Below are 16,480 nucleotides of genomic sequence, written 5' to 3'. Positions count from 1 at the left end.
GCTGGCCTGGGTGCGGACGTTTGCTGAATCCGCGCTCAGGCCAGACCCTGTTGTGTTCCGCATTCAGCACGACGGCTCGGTCGCGAACCATTGTCTCCAAACGGTTCCAGCCGCTGGCTGGTTGGTCGGGGGACGTCTTGGCACCGCACCGGCTGCCGATGGTGCTCGGTGTCCGCGCGATCTGCCCGGACGCCCGACTCCTCGCGCCGCAGCTGACCCCGACGGTCGGTAGCCACCACACCGCGCTCGCGGTGAAGGACGACGGGCCGTGGTTCGAGGTCGTGCCGTCGCCGATTCAGCCGTACGAGTAAAACCCCTCCCCGGACTTGATCCCGAGCTTCCCCGCGTCGACGTAGCTGCGCAGCAACTCCCGCGGCCCGGCCGGCAGATGCGGATTCTCGTCGGCGTAATGGTTTTCGATGTCCAGCACGACGTCCAAGCCGACTTGGTCCATCATCTGGAACGGCCCGTACGGCAGATGCCAGTTGATCTTGAACATCCCGTCCACGTCCTCCGGCCGGGCGACGCCCTCCGCGACGACGGCCAGCGACTCCCGTTTGATCGCCGCCCACACGCGGTTGAAGATGAAACCGACGCTTTCCTTGCGCGCCTCGAACGGATGAATGCCGAACTCCGGCAGCACCCCGAGCAGCGTGTCGAGCACGGCGCGGCTGGTTTCGCCGTCCGACATGAGGTCGACCGCGTTCGCCGTCGGCGGCATGTAGAAGTGGATGTTGCACAACCGCGATTTGTCGCGCACCTTTTCGGCCATCATCCGCGACGGATACGACGACGAGTTCGTGGCGAAGATGGCGTCGGCAGGCGCGGCCTCGTCGATTCGGCCCCACAGCGGGATTTTGAGATCCAGCCGTTCCGGCACCGCTTCCACGACGAGCCACGCGTCGCGCAACGCGTCCTCCATCGACGCCGCGTCCTCGACCCGGCCGATCTCGCCGCTGCCGCGTTTCTCGAGCACGACGGGCAACGCCTCCGCGACGTATTCCGCCGCCGCCGCGACCTGTTCGGCGTTCGGGTCGCTGATCCGGACAGTCCCGCCGCGCGAGGCGAACATCAGCGCGATGCGCCTGCCCAGCGTCCCGGCACCGAACACGGTGACCGGCCGGTCGCGGATCTGGTCGAATGTGTACGCGTACGGCATGGCGGCTCACCTTTCGATCTTGAGCCAAGAAGACCACCCGTCCCCGCCCGCCGCAATTCCGCGTCCACCGCCGGGGGACGGGCCGCGTAGAATGCGGCGGTGGTCGAGGTTCGCGAGGTTCGCCGTCTCTGTTACGACTTCGCCCGGCGCACCGGCGGAACGGTCGCCGACTTCCGCGTCCCGAACGGCACGCCGAATTTCTGGCAAGCCGTCGTCGAGTATCCGGACCGCACGATCTCGGTCGTCGCCGCCCGCGACGTCCCGGTGCTCGCGCTCGCCCGGCCTCGCTCGTTCGAGTTCGCGCCGGCCCGCGATTCCGGACCGCTCGAGTTCGCCGACGAACCGGAACTGGCCGCCGTGCTCGCGGAAACGGAGCAGTTCCGGGTGCTCACTCCAGCCGACCTCGAACGTCCCTTCGTCGCCGAAGACTGGCCACACCTCACTCGATCCAACCTCGCGTACTGGAAACCAGCGACGGTCGGCGAAGCTCTGTTCAATTACTGGGACTGACCTCCCGAACCCCGGACAGCGGGAAGGTGCCGCCGCCGGAAATCGTGACGGAGCCGGAGAACACGTCCCCGTCGACCATGCCGGTCACGCTCACCTCGAAGCGCGCCGGATCGGTCACCAACGCGGTGAAGGCCACCTCCGGCCCGTCGACCTTCCCGGACACGATGGGGACGGTCACCTTCAGTTGAGTGTCGAAAATGGACCCGGACACCGTCGAGCCGTCGGTCGTGAGGTCGAGGAGCAGGTCCTTGCTCCCCGCCGGATGGATGAACGTGACCTTCCACCTGCCGTCCGGGCCGGTTTTCCCGCTGGCGGGCCGGGACTCGTGGTCCGGGAGTGCCACGGGCGCCGGAGGTTCGCCGAGCGCCGGTTGCCCGGGTTTCACCGGGACACCCGCGGAATTCAGGAACCCCGCCATCATCCGGTAGTAGCCGACGAGGAACAGGATCTCGATGATCTCGGCGTGGTCGCGGGTCGCGGCGAGAGCTGTCCAGGTTTCGTCGGACACGAAGACATTCGCGCACAGTTCGTCGACAGCGCGCAGCACCGCGTCGTCCTCGGGCGGCCAGCTGGCGTCCGGATCGGTAAGGGCGGAGATCTCGGCTTCGGTCGCGCCCCCGCCCAGCGCGGCGGGCGCGTGGTTCGCCCATTCATAGGGCGCGTCGCACCGGAGCGCGACGCGAAGGATCGCCAGCTCGCGAATCCGCGGATGGAGTTTGCCTTGGCCCAACAGGTAAGCGCCCAGCTCGCCGGACGCCTTCATCACTTCCGGCGCGCGGGCCAGAACCTGGATCACGGTGTCCGCGCCGAGCTTCGCCAGCTTTCGCTGCTCAGGAGCCATCTCGCCGAGTCCGAGCGGCGGGATGCGGGGAATCGTGGCGTGCGGCATGTCAGTTTCCTTCCGCGGGCAGGCGAGCGAGCGCCGCCCGCGCTTCGTCGAGGCTGAGCTGTGGATGCGAATAGATGTCGATCAGCGCGCGGGCGAGCATGTTGTCGCCCGCCGGGCTGAGGATGTCCACGCCCGCCGCACGGGAAATGTGCTGATGCAGCACGGTGATCGACAACGCCATCGCGGTGCCGATCGCGGCGCGGACCTTGGCGTCGACCGTCGGCGGATCCGGCCGTTGCCGATCAGCGGCGACGAGCCGGCTCGTGCCGAGCTCGACCATCTCGTCGAACAACGGCGCGACGCCGCCTTCGACCAGCGCCCGGACGAGATAATCCCGATACGGCCCCACGGCGATGCGCGCCGCCGCCACGGGATTCGCCGTGATGCTGGCGGCCAAGTCTTCCGGCACCTGGTCGTTGAGCTGGCGGATGAGCTTGATCAGGTGCGCGTCGCACGCCTCGCGGAGTGCTTGTTTGGAGCCGAAATGGTGCCGCACCAATCCCAGGGACACCCCGGCTTCCACCGCGATGCCCCGGATCGTGGCGCGTTCGAAGCCGTGTTCGCCGAAGTGTCGCATCGCCGCGTCGCGGATCCGGGCGCGGGCGGTCAGGTCGTCGGGGTCGGTCATGACATCGTCACTATACGCATGAACAACATGCTATACCCATGTATAGCCGCCCGCCAGGGTGAACTTGCGCGAGGACGCCGTTGTCCCCGCGCTCCTGCTGGTCAGAACTGCTTTTCGCCGCCGTCGACGTAGATGTTCGCGCCGAGGATGAAGCTGCTCCGCTCCGACGCCAGGAACACCACGGCCTCAGCTACCTCGCGCGGCGTTCCCATCCGGCCGAGCGGAACCCGCGCCGCGAAACTCGCCCGCGCCTCATCGACTTTCTCCGCGCCGACCGCCTTCTCGAGCACTGGCGTGTCGATCGTCCCCGGCGAAACCACGTTGACCCGGATGCCGCGGTCCTTCAATTCGTTGGCCCAAGTCCGGGCGTAGGAACGAAGGGCGGCCTTGGACGCGGAATAGGTCCCGAACGACGCGAGGCCGTCGTCCGCTCGCACCGACGAATTCAGGATCACTGACGCGCCCTTGTTGAGGAGTGGCAACGCTTTCTGAACGGTGAAGAGCGTCCCGCGGACGTTGGTGCCGAAGACCTGGTCGAAGTGCTCCGCGGTGGTCTCCTCCAGGCTCGCGAAGGATCCCGCTGCCGCATTCGCGAAGACGACGTCAAGTCCCTTGCCGCGAGCGCGAACCGCGTCGTAAAGCCGATCCAGGTCGGCCAGGTCGGCGATGTCGCCGGGCACCGCGGTGGCCGAACCGATGGACTTCGCCGCCGCGTCCAGTGCTTCTTGGTTCCGTCCGGTGATGAAGACGTGCGCGCCCTCGGCAGCGAGCCGTTCGGCGGCAGCCAAGCCGATCCCGCTGCTGCCGCCGGTCACGACTGCTGTCTTGCCCTCGAGCTGTCCCATTTGCTGACCTCCGGGTAGTTCGGTACCGATCGGTGCTGAAGGTGACCGTAGCACTTCTGAACCGATCGGTACCGAAGGGGTATGCTGGCGGGGTGACCAGTCAGGACAAGGCGCACATCGGCCGCCCGCGCGGATTCGACGCCGACGAGGCGCTGCACCGCGCCATGCTGGTGTTCTGGGAGCGGGGCTACGAAGGGGCCAGCCTGGCCGACCTGACTGGGGCCATGGGCATCACGAAAACCAGCATGTACGCGGCTTTCGGCAACAAAGAGCAGCTCTTCCGCAAGGCCTTGGCGCTCTATAGCGAAGGCCCCGCTTCGTATGGCCCGCGGGCCTGGGCGGAGCCGACCGCCGAGAAAGTGGCTGCCGCGATACTCAACGGCGCCGTCCGGGCGACGACCGATCCCGACTGCCCGCCGGGTTGCCTTGGCGTCCAAGGCTCATTGGCAGCCGGAGAACTAGGCAATCCGGCGCGTGAACTGCTGATCGAGTGGCGAAACGCCGCTCGCCGAGCCCTCGAGAAAAGATTCCAGCGCGCCATCGCGGAACACGATTTGCCGCCGAACGCCGACGCGGCCCGGCTGGCTCGCTACGTCATGACGGTCGCGTTCGGAATCGCCGTCGAAGCGGCCAGCGGCGCGACTCGCGCGGAGCTGCAGGAAGTCGCTGACACGGCCATGCGCGACTGGCCGCCCGTCTGAGTTTCAGCGCCCGCAGTAAAGGTCGACCGCGACAGTCATCCGGGCCCGGAATTCGTCGCGCGTTTCCGCGTCGTGCTTGATCCCGATCGCGGTACTGATCAGCGTGCCAGCGACGTCGGCGGGGGAGTGTCCGCCGATCGCCTCGACGACGAGCGCGCGAAACCGCTTCGGGTATTCAGCCGGCATGGTGCCCAGCAGGTCGGGATTCGAGTCGATCAGCACGCCGATCTCCGCGGCCATCGGCCCGACGTACCGACCGGCCCAGTGATCGAACGCCTCGATCAGCCGTTCGCGCAGCGGTCGCCGCACATCGGCGAGAGCGAGCCGAGCCGCCTCGATGCTGCCGTCGAGCGAATGCCGCACGGTGGCACGGAACAGCTCCGGCTTTGAGGAGAAGTAGAGGTACAGACCAGGCCGCGAGATGTCCGCAGCCTTCGCGACGTCGTCCATCGACGCCTTGCGATAGCCGTAACGCGCGAACACCTCCAAGGCCGAGTCCAGTACCTGCGTGCGCCGATCGCTGCCCATGGACCCACTATACAAAACACGTCCACTGCGTATAGTACGAAGAGTGCCCCAACCCTCCCTAATCCGCACAGCCTTCGACGCCACCAGCACCGCCGACGACGTAGTCGCAGGACTGGACCTCGTCGGCATCCGCGCAATCGTCACCGGTGCCACGTCCGGCCTGGGCCGCGAAACAGCCCGCGCGCTCGCCTCCGTCGGCGCGGACGTCATCCTGGCCGTACGCGACACCGCCCTAGGCGCGAACGTCGCCGACGAAATCTCCGCATCCACCGGAAACCGCGCCGTCCGCGCCGCGCACCTGGAGCTGGCCGACCTGGCAACCGTCACCCGCTTCGCCGCCAGCTGGGACGGCCCGCTGCACCTGCTGATCAACAATGCCGGCGTCATGCGCCCGACCCTGGGCCGCACTCCGCAGGGTTGGGAACTGCAGTTCGCCACGAATCACCTCGGCCACTTCGCGCTGGCACTGGGCCTGCACGACGCCCTAGCCGCAGGCGCGAACCAGCGAGGAGCGGCCCGAATCGTCGCGGTGACTTCCGGCGCGCACATGTACTCACCTGTTGTCTTTGATGATCTCCACTTTACCCGCCGCGCCTACGACCCCCAACTGGCTTACGGGCAGTCGAAAACGGCCAACTCGCTGTTCGCGGTGGAAGCGACCCGCCGGTGGGCGGCCGACGGAATCGTCGCCAACGCGGTCAACCCCGGCGGAGTTTCCACTGGCCTGCAACGAGATTTCACCCAGGACATGAACGACCACCTGGACCGGCTCGAAGCCGCTGGAGTCTTCGCGTACAAAACCGTCAGCCAAGGCGCGGCCACCACTCTCGTCGCCGCGACCGCCCCGGAATTCGCCCATAACGGTGGTCATTACCTGGATGATGGCAACGAAGCCGCGACAGTTCCCGACGACGTCGACTTGACAGGCAACAGCCACGCCGTCAAACGCTGGGCCCGCGACGACGGGACCGCGCGCCAACTCTGGAACGTTTCCGCCGATCTCGTCCGGCAACGGTGAACGCGTCCACTGCCCAACACAGTAAACGTGAAGCAGGTTATTTGTTGCCGCAGGAGAGTTTCGTGGTCCGCATCCGCTAGATTTTGGCCGTGGACACGACGGACCAAGTCGCGAATCTGTGGTTGTCGTTGCGGACGGCGCACGCCATGGACCACGGTGCGGAGAGAACCGCGCTGCTGGTCGACGCGGTAAGAACGGCCGACCGCCTGCGGGAACCCCAGGCCGCGTTCCGTTCCCGTCGGATGCTCGCCGAAGCGTATCGCCTCGACGGGCAATGGGTTCAGACGCGCCGCCTGCTCTTCGAATGTCTTGACGCGTACGACCAGCGCCGGTGGCAATTCGACCGGAACGAAGAGGCCGAACTGCTTGGCTGGTACGCCTGGCTGGTCGAATGCATGGTCGACTTCCCCGACGTCAGCCTCGCCGAAATCCGGTCCTCCCTGCGAGGAGTGGAGGACCGGTACACCGCCGCCGGCTTGCCGCAGCACGAGATCTACTCGGCGCAGCGCGGAGTAGCCGCGCACCTCGGCGATTGGCCGACCGCCGACAAGGCCTACCTGCGCTGGGTCGCCACCGCGCCGACCGACGAAGACGACCGATGGCTCGACGTCATCGCGATCGACCACTACCTGGGCAAGGGAGACGTGGCCCGCGCGCGGCGAATCGCGGCCGGCATGCTGGAGAACCCTGTGTCCTCCGGCGAGCCGGTCGCGCTGGCCCGCTGCCTGATGCTGCTGCCGCTGGCCCGCGCCGGCGAATGGGACCTGGCGGCGCTGACCTTCCGCCGGATCCGGCGTGCCATGTTCGGCGAGTTCTATTCGCCGGAAAACCTCGGCCGCATCATCGAGTTTTGCGCGCTGACCGGCAACACGCTCGCAGGCGTCGACTGGCTGGCCGCGATGGCGGGTTTCGAGAAGCGGCAACGCCCGTTCGGCACCATGGAATTCGCTGCCTCGGCCGCGGTGCTGGCCAGCGCGCTGGTCCGCGCCGGCCGCGGGGATACCGTGCTGGATCTGGGACCGGACGACCCCAACACGGTCCCGCTGCGGGTTCTCGCCCGCCGCATGCGCCGCCTCGCCCTGGACCTGGCCGACCAGTTCGACCGCCGCAACGGCAACACTTTCCAAGGCGACCGGATCCGCGCCCGTCTCGCCGCCGAGCCGCTCACCGACTTCCTGCCGCTCGAACCGACCAGCCGCCCGCCGCTGAATCTCCTGCCGCCGCCCGGACTGTCCGACGAGGCTCTCCTCGCCCGCGCGGAATGGCACGACCTGCGCTGCGAGGCCGACGAAGCACGCGCCTGCCTGACCCTCGTGCCCGACGACCTCCCTCCGCACCTCTCCGCGCGACTGATCGAGCTGCGAGCGAAGTTCTTCCAGAGCGAGGAAACCGAACCAGCGCTGCGTTACGCCATCGACCTCCACTACCGGTACCACGACGAACCCCGCGCCCTGCTCGCCGAATGCTGGCTCAGCCTGTGGACAGCCCACGCCGGCCGCCCCGACGAAGCCGTCGCGAGCGCCGCGGCCGCCGTCGAACAACTGCGCCGCTCCGGCAACGACACCCATTGCGCCTGGGGCGAATACTGGCTGGCCTATCTCCTCGCCAGCCAAGGCGCACACGCCGACGCACTAGCCGCATTAGCGCGCGGCCAACGACACGCCGAGGCAGCGTCCGACCATTTAGCGCGAGGCACGCTCTTGATTCTCGACGCCACGCTACGCCCGTCGCTCGCCACTGCGACAGCCGCGCTGGACGCACTCATTACCGCACGCGCACCGGAAAAAGCCTTGGAGGCACTAGAACAACTCACACACCATGACGGATACCTTGAGGTCCTCGACAGCATCTTAGCCGCCCCGCCCCCAGGAATGCCTCGCTTGATCGGGCGAATGCGCTACCTGCGCGGCTGCTCCCGGCCCAACCCCGCGGACTCCGTCGACGACTTCGCCGAAGCCATCGGCCAAGCCGCCCTGCGCGGCGAGGACACCGCCGAACAGTGGCATCAGCTGGCCCAAGCCAACCTCGCCGCAGGCCGCTACGAAGACGCCGTCGACGCAAGCCAACGCGCCACCGAACTGCTCGCCCCTGAAAGCGACGCCAGCGACCAAGCCAGATACCTGCTGGCAGACAGCTACCGCCACCTAGGCGACCACCGCGCGGCCCTCCGAGAATACCGCCGCCTCGCCGACGGCGACGGCCCACTCGCGGCGCAAGCCTTCGTCGCCGGCGCAGCCTTGCTGGAACAACTCGGCCTCACCGACTAGCCGAGCTGACCACTTCGCCCAAGCCGCGCCCTCGGACCCCGGCCCATCGCTGCTCACCAGCCGACCGCTCCGGGCTCCCACACTCTCTCGCCACTAAACGGCGAAAGCCCACCCACCACGAAATCTATTCGGAAACACCCTCACCCCGCGAGGCAGCACAGCTTCTCTTCCGAGACGCTCCCGCGCAGGTCAGGCAGTCGGCCGCCCCGCCCCCGCGTAGTCGTCGCCAGGCTTCCGATACGGATGAACCTGCACCGCCTGCCCAGTCTGCGGCGCGTCGATCATCTGCTGATTCCCGATGTAAAGCCCGACGTGGTGGATCTTCGTAGCGGGCGCACCGTAGAAGATCAAATCGCCCAATTGAGGTTCGCTCACATGGGGGATGCTGCGGAACTGCGTGTCCGCCGTCCGCATCAGCTTGACGTTAGCGCTCGCGTAAGCCGCGGTGGTCAAACCGGAACAGTCAAACCCGGGGTCGGCGTCGCGAGTGCCGTTGCCGCCCCAGACGTACGGCAGCCCGATCTGATCGATCGCGAAGTCGACCGCCGTAAGCACCGCCGGATTGGGCGGCTGATCACTCTGGCCGACCGTGCCGTAGACGTTGGTAGTCGCAAGAGTCCGATGCAGCACGACCGGTGCCGGCTCTAACGTGGCGACCCCGTTCCACCAGTCCGTCGCCAAATCGCGGCCATTCGCGCAGAGAGCACGGCCAGCCGTGAGCGCCGAGTCGTCGATGTTCTGAATATCCGGCTTGCCGCCGGACGCACTGCGCTGCCACTTGCTCCACACCGCGGGCGAGAGCTGCAACGGCCCGGCCGCCCCCGGTGTCGACACCGGCCGGTGATAAAAGTCGAGAACCTCCACCGTGCCAAGCGGTTTCGCGAGAGTCCCGTTTTCCCCGACTCGATCACCCTGCGCCCGCCCGTGATCGCTGGTGACCTTCCCGATCGCAGCGAGAGTGATCCAAGACAGGTGACAGTCAGGCTGTTCCTTGCTGAGCGTGACGGTCGCCTGCGCATACCCGTTCATCGCCCGCAACGGAATGTCGAGCCACTGACTAGTCCGCGAAGCCCACGCCCCGAACTCCCCAGCCCGCGGCACCCCAGGCTGAGTAGGCACCACAGACGTGGGCGCAACAGAGGCGGACGACGAAGCACTGGGCCTCAACGACGACGTCGCCGCGACACTTCCGGAGTCCGCCTCACCGACATCACCGCCCGGCAAAACCCGCACCGCGACAACCAACGCCGCCACAACCACCACAACCGCCGCCAACACCACCGCGGCGCGCCGATTCCGTGCGAGAAAACCCTGCCCCGTAGAACGCGCGCCCGCTTCGCCCTCCGACGCCCGCGCCGATTCGCCACTAAATGGCGACTCGCTGGTCAGCGCAGTCGCATCACCACCAGCAGGCGAGCTGGCCGCCCGAGATACGTCGCCACCCAGGGACGACGCCCCGGTCACGTCAGACGCCTCGTCGCTGAGCGGCGACCCGCTGGCCGGTACGGCCATGTCGCCACTGACCGGCGACTCGCTAGCCAAGTCCACGGCACCGCCACCCAACGGCGACTCCCCGGTCACCTCGGCCGCCCCACCACCCCGCGACGACCGATCAGCCAGCCCGGAGGTCTCGCCACTCAGCGGCGACACCCTGGTCGAAGCCGGATTTTCGCCTACCAACGCCGACGAACCATCCACGGCCAAACCACTTGAGCCAACCGTTTCGCCGTTCAGTGGCGAGACCTCATTCGCGGACGGATCGCCGGGGCCACCCGTGGGGCCACTCAGCGGCGAGGCCCCGCCCGCGGCCGAACCACTCGAGCCAGCCAATTCGCCATTCAGTGGCGAGACCCCGCTCGCGGACGGATCACCGGAGCCAACCGATTCGCCATTCAGTGGCGAGACCTTGTTCGCGGACGGATCACCGGAGCCATCCGGTTGGCCGCTCGGCGGCGACGTGCCGTCGACGCCCGGACCGCTCGAGTCGACCGTTTCGCCATTCAGCGGCGACGCACCGTCGACGCCTGAACCACTCAAGCCACTCGTTTGGCCACTCAGCGGCGACGTGCCGTCCACGCCCGGACCGCTCGAGCCGACCGTTTCGCCATTCAGCGGCGACGCCCCGCCCATGCCCGAACCACCCGAGCAACCCGATTCGCCCCCAACCGGCAACGCCCCCGAGCCCTCAGTCTCCCCACCGCCCACACCCGCCGCACCAGGCGTGACCTGCGATTCGCCATCCAGCGGCGACCCCCCGCCCCGCCCCATCACCGGCCCCCGGCGAGTCTCGACAGCACGAACTCCCGCAGCGCGTCCAGCTCCGTGTCCACTGCCACCTCGACCGGCCGTCCCGTTGACCTGCTCGGCACCGCCCTCCGGTCGACGATCGTCATGCCGCGGGTCGGGCCGAAGCCGGAGTCGATGTCGACCGGGTAAGTCTCCGTGTGCAGGAGACCCGGACGGATCGCCTCGGCGACGGCCACCGCGTCGTGCAGGACGATGCCTTCGTAGCCGAGCACCTGCCGGTAGTGCGCGAGGTAATCCGGCGTGAACGAGTTCAGCGCCTGCCCGATCGGGCCGGACGCGGCGAGTTTCGCCAGCCACGTGCTGTCGACCGCGCACCGGTGAGTGAGGTCGAGGGGGACCATCACGCACGGGACGTCGTCCTCGGCGAGCACGCGCCGTGCCGCGTCCGGGTCGGCCCAGATGTTGAATTCGGACACGGCGGTCGAGTTGCCGAGCGTGATCGCGCCGCCCATCAGCACGATTCGCGCGATCTTCGAACGCACACCGGGGTGGGCCGCGAGCAGGGCGGCGATGTTCGTGAGCGGGCCGATCGGCGCGATGGTCACCGGTTCGTCCGAGGCCTCGAGCAGCGAGACCATCAGGCTGACCGCGTCGGACTTCTCGAGCGGGCGGGTGGCGTCGGGCAGCGAAGCGGCGTGCCCGGAAAGTCCGTCGGAGCCGTGCACGGTGCTCGACCGGTGCAGTTCGCGGTAGAGAAGGGGCCGTGCGGCACCCGCGGCAACCGGTACGTCCGGGCGGTCGCACAACTGCAGCAGCCGGCGCGCGTTCGAGGTTGTCGTGGTCAGCGGAACGTTGCCGAAAACCGTCGTCACGGCCAGCAGGTCGACGTCCGCCGACCTCGCGGCCAGTGCGATCGCGAAAGCATCATCGACGCCGGGGTCGGTGTCGATGATCAGCTTGGTCCCCATCCTGCTCCCCTTGCCTGTGGCCGGCCGTCATCCACAGGTTACGGTCAGAGGCATGACGTCGATGTGGGGTGCGCCCGCGTTGTCGCGCGTGCGCGCCTGGCGGCGGGCCCGGCGGGACCCGCACCAGGCGAAGTTCCTGACGGCCGACTCGCTGCGCTGGGTGCTGCGCAACCGCGCGTACACGCCGTGGTACCTCGTGCGCTACTACCGGCTGCTCAAATTCCGCATCGCGAACCCGCACATCATCCTGCGCGGCATGGTGTTCCTCGGCAAGAACGTCGAGATCCACTGCCGTCCCGGATACGGCCGGATGGAGATCGGCCGCTGGGTGCACATCGGCGACGGCAACGCCATCCGCTGTCACGAGGGGTCCCTTCGCATCGGCGACAAGTCGGTGTTCGGGCGGCAGAACGTGATCAACTGCTACCTCGACATCGAGCTCGGCGCCGCCACGCTCGTCGCCGACTGGGTGTACATCTGCGACTTCGACCACGTGACCGCGGACATCCACGTGCCGATCAAGGACCAGGGCATCGTCAAGTCGCCGGTCCGGATCGGCCCGGACACGTGGCTCGGCACGAAGGTCAGCGTCCTCAAGGGCACGCGTGTCGGCCGCGGAAGCGTGCTCGGCGCGCACGCAGTGGTGCGCGGTGACATCCCGGACTACTCGATCGCGGTCGGTTCACCAGCCCGGGTGGTCCGCAACCGCGAGGACGACTACGCCGCGGATGCGGCCCGGCGCGAGGCGGTCGCCGACATGGCGCGCAAAGCGAACAAGGCACTGCAGAAAACGCTCGGCGACAGCTGACGCAGCCATCCCGCGAGTGGAGTCCGGCGGCGAAAATGGCCTGACAGCGTCGATAGCCTCGCCATATGAGCGAAGCCCTGGATCGGCACGTCGCCGCCTTCAACAACCGTGACCTTCAAGCGCTCCTCGACGGCTTCACCGACGACGCGGTCTGGATCACCGGCAGCAGCGTCGCGCGCGGACGCGACGAGCTCACAGAGTTGTTCAGCGGTGCGATGGAACAACTTCTCCCGACGTTGACGGTCGAGAACGTCCTCGCGGACGGTGACCAGGTCGCCGCCCAATTGACCGAACGGCTCACCCACAACGGCGAGGAGCACGTTTTCGCCATCGCCGGCTTCTATCGGTTGTCCGGAGACCGCATCAAGTCGGCGAAGATCTACCGCGAGGGCAGCGCCGAGCTCGACTGAACGGTGTTGCCGTTTTTTGGCGAATCGCGCTGACCTGCGTAAACGATCCCGTATCAGGCTCGATCAGCCGCTCGGTGGCAGGAACCGAACTGTCTGACTGCCCTCGGCCGAGGCCGCCGATGAGAGGGCTCCGACAGTGGCGTTGCCGTTACGTCGGCGATGAAAGCGGTCTTCGCTACGGTGTAAGCGGCGCGGTCGGTACGGAAGCGAGGGGCGAGTGAACGCTTCAGCGTCGCTCACCGGTGAGCGGTGTCCGGGGGCGCAGGAAGCCCTGAACGCGAGTACCCGGGCGAGATTCACATTGTCGGCGGCGCAGGCGTAAAGGCGATCCGGGTGGGGTTCCGGGAGGCCGAGCGAAGTCTATCGGCCAGGAATGCCGAGATCGCCTTCGTACCGGTAGCCGATTCGCCGCAAACTGGCGACAACAGCGGGCGGGTCGTCGCGGGGGTAGCGAGCTCGATGATCGGTTTAGCGGTCAGGCCGGGGACCGCGGTGCTGCCAACATGCTCGACGCGCCGCGCAAGTGCGCAGCGGCGTCTCAGAGCAGGAAGTGGAACAACGGACTCCCCGGCTCCACCCGCTCCACCTGCAGCGGACTCTTCCCCAGCCGCGCCAGGAGCCCCGGCAGGTCCGCACGTCGCGGGATTTCGACGCCGATCAGCGCCGGGCCGATCTCCCGGTTGTTGCGCTTGATGTACTCGAACCGCGTGATGTCGTCCTCCGGACCGAGGATTTCGTCAAGGAAACGTCGGAGCGCCCCGGGTTCCTGCGGGAAGCTGACCAGGAAGTAGTGCTTCAGCCCCTCGTGCATCAGCGAACGTTCGAGGATTTCGCTGTACCGGCTGACGTCGTTGTTGCCGCCGGACACGACGCACACCACCGTCTGCCCCGGCTCGACCTGAACGCTGGTTCCGAGCGAAGCGGCCGCGAGCGCACCCGCGGGTTCGGCGATGATGCCGTCCGACTGGTACATCGACAGCATTTCCGTGCACACCGCGCCCTCGTCGACGGACGTCAGCTCCGCTCCGCTGTCCCGGATCAGCGGGAACGTCACCCGGCCGGCCTCGCGCACCGCGGCACCGTCCACGAACGGGTCGACCGCGTCGATCCGCACCGGTTCGCCCGCTTCGAGAGCCGCTGCCATGCACATCGCACCTGCCGGTTCGACGCCGACGACCCGGATCTCCGGATGCCGCTCGCGCACCCACGTCGCGATCCCGGCCAGCAGCCCGCCGCCGCCAACCGGCACCACCAGGACATCCGGCACGAAGCCGAGCTGCGAAACCACTTCAAGCGCGACAGTGCCCTGACCGGCCACAGTGCGCACGTCGTCGAACGCCGGCACGAGCGTCGCCCCAGTGCGGTGGGCGTCGTCTTTCGCCGCGGCGAAAGCGTCTTCGTACGTCTCGCCGACAACGATGACCTCAATGTGCGCGCCGCCGAGCGCCGCAATGCGCTCGCGCTTCTGCCGAGGCGTCGTGCCCGGCACGTACACGCGACCATTCGCCCCTAAACGGCGACACGCGTACGCGACACCTTGCGCGTGGTTGCCCGCGCTCGCGCATACGACACCGCGCGCCCGCGTCTCCGCGTCGAGCTGCACGATGAAGTTGTACGCGCCGCGGATCTTGTACGAGCGGACCGTCTGCTGGTCTTCGCGCTTAAGCCAGACGCGCGCGTCTACGCGGGACGAGAGGCGCGCGTTGGGCTCTAGGGGCGTGCGTGTGACCACGCCCGCGAGCCGTTCGGCGGCCTGCTCGACCAGTTCTGCGTTCACCGTGTCGATGTCGTGCACTCGGGTGAATGTACTTCGCACCCGGTGAACACGTCCGGGGCACTCACGTCACCGACCGCGTTCACGTCTTCGGCACCGCCGGGTACGGGACGAAGGTGCTGGTGTTTTCGTCCACCGTGAGCGGTTTGCCGATCGCCGGAAACGCGCGTTGCGAACAGGCCGGCCGGTCGCACACCTTGCACCCCATGCCGATCGGCGTCGCGGCGGCGGGTTCGTCCAGGTCAAGGCCGGTCGAGTAGATCAGCCGGCCCGCGTGCCGCAGTTCGCAGCCGAGGCCGACGGTGAACGTCTTGCCCGGACTGCCGTAGCCGCCGATATTGCGCGACACCGTCCGCGCGACCCAGAAGTACCGCTTGCCGTCGGGCAGCGCGGCGATCTGCGTGAGGATCTTGCCCGGCGAGGTGAAGGCCTCGTAGATGTTCCACAGGGGACAAGCGCCGCCGACGCGGGAGAAGTGGAAACCCGCCGCCGACTGGCGTTTCGACATGTTCCCGGCCCGGTCGACCCGCACGAACGAGAACGGCACGCCGCGCTGCTTTGGCCGCTGAAGAGTCGACAGCCGGTGGCACGTGGTCTCGAACCCGACGCCGAAGTGGTCGCAAAGCCGCTCGATGTCGTACCGGAACTCCTCGGCCGCGGCCAGGAACGGGCCGTACGGCAGGATCAGCGCGCCGGCGAAGTAGTTCGCCAGGCCGACGCGCGCGAGCGTCCTCGCGGCCGGGCCGGAAAACGCCCACGAATCCGCGAGTTCGGTGATCAGGTCGTCGTATTCCAGCAGCGCGATCTGGGACGCCATCCGGAACGCCTGCTGCCCGACGCGCAGGCTTGGCGCCAGCCGCAACACCCGCGTCGCCGGTTCGTACCGATGCTGTTCACCTGCGGATTCGTTGATGCCCTCGTTCGTCACGTCGACGCCGTAGCGCTGCCACAGCCGTTCCTTGAGCGACCCGAGCACCGACCCGCGCCGCAGCGGGATCTGCGCGGCCATCTTCTCCGCCCGCTCGTCCAGTTCGGCGACGTAGTTCTCCCGCTCGTAGAAGAAGTCGCGGACCTCCTCGTGCGGCAGCGGTGCGGCGGCGCTCCCGTGCAGGCCAAGGCCGTTTTCCGTGGTCAGCGCAGCGGTGCTCTCGACGGCGTTGCGGTAGCTGCGGTGCAGCTTCACCAGCGCCTGTGCGATCGACGGCAGGTTGCTGGCCAGGTCGTTCAGCTCGCTCATGGTCGCTTCGACGCCCACAGCCTCGTCGAGCAGGGCTTCCTTCACGTCGGCGACGAGCCGCGAGGTGTCGTTGTTGGCGAAGAACTCGGTGTCGACCCCGAACGCCTGCGTGATCCGCAGCAGCACGGGCACGGTCAGCGGGCGCGAGTTGTGCTCGATCTGATTGAGGTAACTGGGTGAGATCTCGAGCACACGGGCGAGATCCGCCTGGCTCATCGACCGGCTTTCGCGAAGATGCCGCAGTCGCGCCCCGGCGAAAGTTTTGTCCATGAGTGCTCCGTCCGGCCGGAAGGTTTCCGGGCCTGAACGATTACGTGAACGATCAAGCCCGCGAATTTTCGCTGCGGTTGCGAACCGCCGATTCGCAACCTTTGCAACATGCTAGGCAAACTTCGCAGAAATTGGCAAATTGGAGCGGTAGACCAGGTTTTCCTGCTCGTGTCAGGGTCGGGACCAGGCAAGGCGAGCAATCGCAAACTTCGCAACACGGG

The 16,480-nt window shown here is 67.6% G+C and carries 17 protein-coding genes; 7 read left to right on the top strand and 10 right to left on the bottom strand.

Features of this window, described 5'->3' with window-relative positions; all coding sequences use genetic code 11:
• The first annotated feature begins 137 nt into the window (after nucleotides 1–137).
• Nucleotides 138–311, top strand: a complete 174-nt coding sequence (locus F9C12_RS15590; RefSeq protein WP_409466354.1) for a hypothetical protein — start codon at nucleotides 138–140, stop codon at nucleotides 309–311.
• Here F9C12_RS15590 and F9C12_RS15585 read toward each other — a convergent pair.
• Nucleotides 296–1,159: a 3-hydroxyacyl-CoA dehydrogenase family protein gene (locus F9C12_RS15585; RefSeq protein WP_409466353.1), complete on the bottom strand. Its 864-nt coding sequence runs from the start codon at nucleotides 1,157–1,159 to the stop codon at nucleotides 296–298. The two genes, F9C12_RS15590 and F9C12_RS15585, sit on opposite strands and share 16 nt — an antisense overlap.
• Before the next feature lie 99 nt (nucleotides 1,160–1,258).
• Between F9C12_RS15585 and F9C12_RS15580 the strand changes: the two genes are divergently transcribed.
• Complete coding sequence (locus F9C12_RS15580) at nucleotides 1,259–1,669, top strand: hypothetical protein (protein ID WP_409466352.1); 411 nt, start codon at nucleotides 1,259–1,261, stop codon at nucleotides 1,667–1,669.
• Here the strand turns inward: F9C12_RS15580 and F9C12_RS15575 are convergent.
• The 3 genes from F9C12_RS15575 to F9C12_RS15565 form a co-directional block, all read right to left on the bottom strand.
• Nucleotides 1,653–2,558, bottom strand: coding sequence for a carboxymuconolactone decarboxylase family protein (locus F9C12_RS15575; protein WP_409466351.1), 906 nt, complete (start codon nucleotides 2,556–2,558; stop codon nucleotides 1,653–1,655). The two genes, F9C12_RS15580 and F9C12_RS15575, sit on opposite strands and share 17 nt — an antisense overlap.
• Before the next feature lies 1 nt (nucleotide 2,559).
• On the bottom strand, nucleotides 2,560–3,186 hold the full coding sequence (locus F9C12_RS15570; RefSeq protein WP_409182680.1) for a TetR/AcrR family transcriptional regulator: 627 nt from the start codon (nucleotides 3,184–3,186) through the stop codon (nucleotides 2,560–2,562).
• 101 nt (nucleotides 3,187–3,287) lie between these two features.
• On the bottom strand, nucleotides 3,288–4,031 hold the full coding sequence (locus tag F9C12_RS15565) for an SDR family oxidoreductase (protein WP_409466350.1): 744 nt from the start codon (nucleotides 4,029–4,031) through the stop codon (nucleotides 3,288–3,290).
• A gap of 92 nt (nucleotides 4,032–4,123) precedes the next feature.
• Here F9C12_RS15565 and F9C12_RS15560 point away from each other — a divergent pair, with 92 nt between their 5' ends.
• Entirely contained in the window at nucleotides 4,124–4,732 is a 609-nt protein-coding gene (locus F9C12_RS15560) for a TetR/AcrR family transcriptional regulator (protein ID WP_409466349.1), read from the top strand.
• A gap of 3 nt (nucleotides 4,733–4,735) precedes the next feature.
• On the opposite strand, the gene F9C12_RS15555 is transcribed toward F9C12_RS15560, so the two are convergent.
• On the bottom strand, nucleotides 4,736–5,260 hold the full coding sequence (locus F9C12_RS15555) for a TetR/AcrR family transcriptional regulator (protein ID WP_409466348.1): 525 nt from the start codon (nucleotides 5,258–5,260) through the stop codon (nucleotides 4,736–4,738).
• A 43-nt stretch (nucleotides 5,261–5,303) separates the two neighbouring features.
• On the opposite strand from F9C12_RS15555, the gene F9C12_RS15550 reads away from it, so the two are divergent.
• Together F9C12_RS15550 and F9C12_RS15545 are read left to right on the top strand one after the other, a co-directional pair.
• Entirely contained in the window at nucleotides 5,304–6,278 is a 975-nt protein-coding gene (locus F9C12_RS15550; protein WP_409466347.1) for an SDR family NAD(P)-dependent oxidoreductase, read from the top strand.
• A gap of 89 nt (nucleotides 6,279–6,367) precedes the next feature.
• Nucleotides 6,368–8,545, top strand: coding sequence for a tetratricopeptide repeat protein (locus F9C12_RS15545; protein ID WP_409466346.1), 2,178 nt, complete (start codon nucleotides 6,368–6,370; stop codon nucleotides 8,543–8,545).
• 189 nt (nucleotides 8,546–8,734) lie between these two features.
• Here F9C12_RS15545 and F9C12_RS15540 read toward each other — a convergent pair whose 3' ends face one another.
• The gene (locus F9C12_RS15540; protein WP_409467016.1) at nucleotides 8,735–9,823 is read right to left on the bottom strand and encodes a C40 family peptidase; all 1,089 of its coding nucleotides are present in this window, start codon (nucleotides 9,821–9,823) and stop codon (nucleotides 8,735–8,737) included.
• A 989-nt stretch (nucleotides 9,824–10,812) separates the two neighbouring features.
• The gene (locus F9C12_RS15535) at nucleotides 10,813–11,760 is read right to left on the bottom strand and encodes a nucleoside hydrolase (RefSeq protein WP_409182674.1); all 948 of its coding nucleotides are present in this window, start codon (nucleotides 11,758–11,760) and stop codon (nucleotides 10,813–10,815) included.
• A 52-nt stretch (nucleotides 11,761–11,812) separates the two neighbouring features.
• On the opposite strand from F9C12_RS15535, the gene F9C12_RS15530 reads away from it, so the two are divergent.
• A complete protein-coding gene (locus F9C12_RS15530; RefSeq protein ID WP_409182673.1) occupies nucleotides 11,813–12,568 on the top strand; it encodes an acyltransferase in 756 nt (251 codons plus the stop codon).
• A gap of 65 nt (nucleotides 12,569–12,633) precedes the next feature.
• A complete protein-coding gene (locus F9C12_RS15525; RefSeq protein WP_409182672.1) occupies nucleotides 12,634–12,978 on the top strand; it encodes a nuclear transport factor 2 family protein in 345 nt (114 codons plus the stop codon).
• A gap of 296 nt (nucleotides 12,979–13,274) precedes the next feature.
• Here the strand turns inward: F9C12_RS15525 and F9C12_RS15520 are convergent, their stop codons facing one another.
• The 3 genes from F9C12_RS15520 to F9C12_RS15510 all read right to left on the bottom strand — a co-directional run bounded on the left by F9C12_RS15520 (nucleotide 13,275) and on the right by F9C12_RS15510 (nucleotide 16,259).
• Nucleotides 13,275–13,520 (bottom strand): GrpB family protein, encoded by a 246-nt coding sequence (locus tag F9C12_RS15520; RefSeq protein WP_409187088.1) that lies wholly within the window; start codon nucleotides 13,518–13,520, stop codon nucleotides 13,275–13,277.
• Nucleotides 13,517–14,773 carry a threonine ammonia-lyase IlvA gene (gene ilvA / locus F9C12_RS15515; RefSeq protein ID WP_409182671.1) on the bottom strand — a complete coding sequence of 419 codons (1,257 nt, stop codon included), beginning with the start codon at nucleotides 14,771–14,773 and terminating at the stop codon, nucleotides 13,517–13,519. Before ilvA ends, F9C12_RS15520 begins: the two co-directional genes overlap by 4 nt.
• Before the next feature lie 61 nt (nucleotides 14,774–14,834).
• Nucleotides 14,835–16,259 (bottom strand): short-chain fatty acyl-CoA regulator family protein, encoded by a 1,425-nt coding sequence (locus tag F9C12_RS15510; RefSeq protein ID WP_409182670.1) that lies wholly within the window; start codon nucleotides 16,257–16,259, stop codon nucleotides 14,835–14,837.
• Nucleotides 16,260–16,480 lie beyond the last annotated feature (221 nt).

Source organism: Amycolatopsis sp. GA6-003 (assembly GCF_046267895.1).
In the GTDB taxonomy this organism is placed as follows: domain Bacteria; phylum Actinomycetota; class Actinomycetes; order Mycobacteriales; family Pseudonocardiaceae; genus Amycolatopsis.
This window is presented reverse-complemented; position numbering and strand designations above follow the sequence as displayed.

Bases quoted from the DNA above. Each gene is read 5' to 3' on its own strand.
- F9C12_RS15585 (WP_409466353.1), bottom strand. From the start codon at position 1,159: ATGCCGTACGCGTACACATTCGACCAGATCCGCGACCGGCCGGTCACC.
- F9C12_RS15575 (WP_409466351.1), bottom strand. From the start codon at position 2,558: ATGCCGCACGCCACGATTCCCCGCATCCCGCCGCTCGGACTCGGCGAG.
- F9C12_RS15570 (WP_409182680.1), bottom strand. From the start codon at position 3,186: ATGACCGACCCCGACGACCTGACCGCCCGCGCCCGGATCCGCGACGCG.
- F9C12_RS15565 (WP_409466350.1), bottom strand. From the start codon at position 4,031: ATGGGACAGCTCGAGGGCAAGACAGCAGTCGTGACCGGCGGCAGCAGC.
- F9C12_RS15555 (WP_409466348.1), bottom strand. From the start codon at position 5,260: ATGGGCAGCGATCGGCGCACGCAGGTACTGGACTCGGCCTTGGAGGTG.
- F9C12_RS15535 (WP_409182674.1), bottom strand. From the start codon at position 11,760: ATGGGGACCAAGCTGATCATCGACACCGACCCCGGCGTCGATGATGCT.
- F9C12_RS15530 (WP_409182673.1), top strand. From the start codon at position 11,813: ATGACGTCGATGTGGGGTGCGCCCGCGTTGTCGCGCGTGCGCGCCTGG.
- F9C12_RS15525 (WP_409182672.1), top strand. From the start codon at position 12,634: ATGAGCGAAGCCCTGGATCGGCACGTCGCCGCCTTCAACAACCGTGAC.
- F9C12_RS15510 (WP_409182670.1), bottom strand. From the start codon at position 16,259: ATGGACAAAACTTTCGCCGGGGCGCGACTGCGGCATCTTCGCGAAAGC.